Raw genomic sequence first — 898 nt, forward strand, 5'->3', positions numbered from 1 at the left:
GCTGACCGGCTGGCGGAAGCGTTCGCCGAGCGCCTGCACGAAAAAGTGAGCAAGGACTACTGGGGCTACGCCAGCGATGAGGCACTGAGCAACCAGGACATGATTAGCGAGAAATATCGAGGCATCCGCCCTGCCCCGGGTTACCCGGCGTGCCCGGACCATACAGAGAAAGCCTTGCTGTGGCAGTTACTGGACCCGGAAACCCATGCCGGCATGACGCTAACCGAAAGCTACGCCATGCTGCCCACTGCGGCTGTATCCGGCTGGTACTTCTCCCACCCACAGGCCAAGTATTTCGGCACCGGCAAACTGGCAAAGGACCAGATGGACGACTACGCCGCACGCAAAGGCATGACACGCAAGGAGATCGAACGGATGGTGCCCCACCTGCTGGGCTACATGGACGAGGACTAGGCCCTCAGGCTGTTCAGAGAAATGCGGGGATCGTTGCCGGAAAGGCGGTTCCCGCATTCAATCTGCATCCTCAGCAGGAAGCGTAAAGCGCGGCTCCCATACGCTGGCATCAATCACTTCGCGGTAGGCATGCCAGGTGGCATAGCCAAGCACCGGAAGCAGCACCACCAGCGCCAGGTAGGCCGTTAACAAGCCCACCAGCAGGCAAACACCAATCAGGCAGGCCCACACAAACAGCGCCGGTTTATTGCGTAGCACCGCGTTGGTGCTGGTAATCACCCCGGTCACCATGTCCGTCTTGCGATCCATGATCATGGGCAGTGAAAACACGCTGGCGGTGAAAACGATGGCGCAGAACAAGGCGCCCACACTGCTGCCCACCCCGAAGAACAGCAGTACATTCTCCAGGTGCCACTCATTAACCGGGTAAAAGATATAAATCAGATTCGCCGCCCGGGCCCACACCAGAAACACCACTACCAGA

At 59.0% G+C, this 898-nt stretch carries 2 protein-coding genes; one reads left to right on the forward strand and one right to left on the reverse strand.

The genetic code is table 11. From position 1 onward, the window contains the following. Positions 1-414, forward strand: a 414-nt coding sequence (locus tag A3730_RS01235) for a vitamin B12 dependent-methionine synthase activation domain-containing protein (RefSeq protein ID WP_304439449.1), incomplete at its 5' end; no start/stop codon positions are given. A 57-nt stretch (positions 415-471) separates the two neighbouring features. On the opposite strand, the gene A3730_RS01240 is transcribed toward A3730_RS01235, so the two are convergent. Then, the coding region (locus tag A3730_RS01240; RefSeq protein WP_156500749.1) for a DUF2189 domain-containing protein at positions 472-898 on the reverse strand (427 nt) is incomplete at its 5' end.

This window comes from Alcanivorax sp. HI0044 (assembly GCF_001634945.1).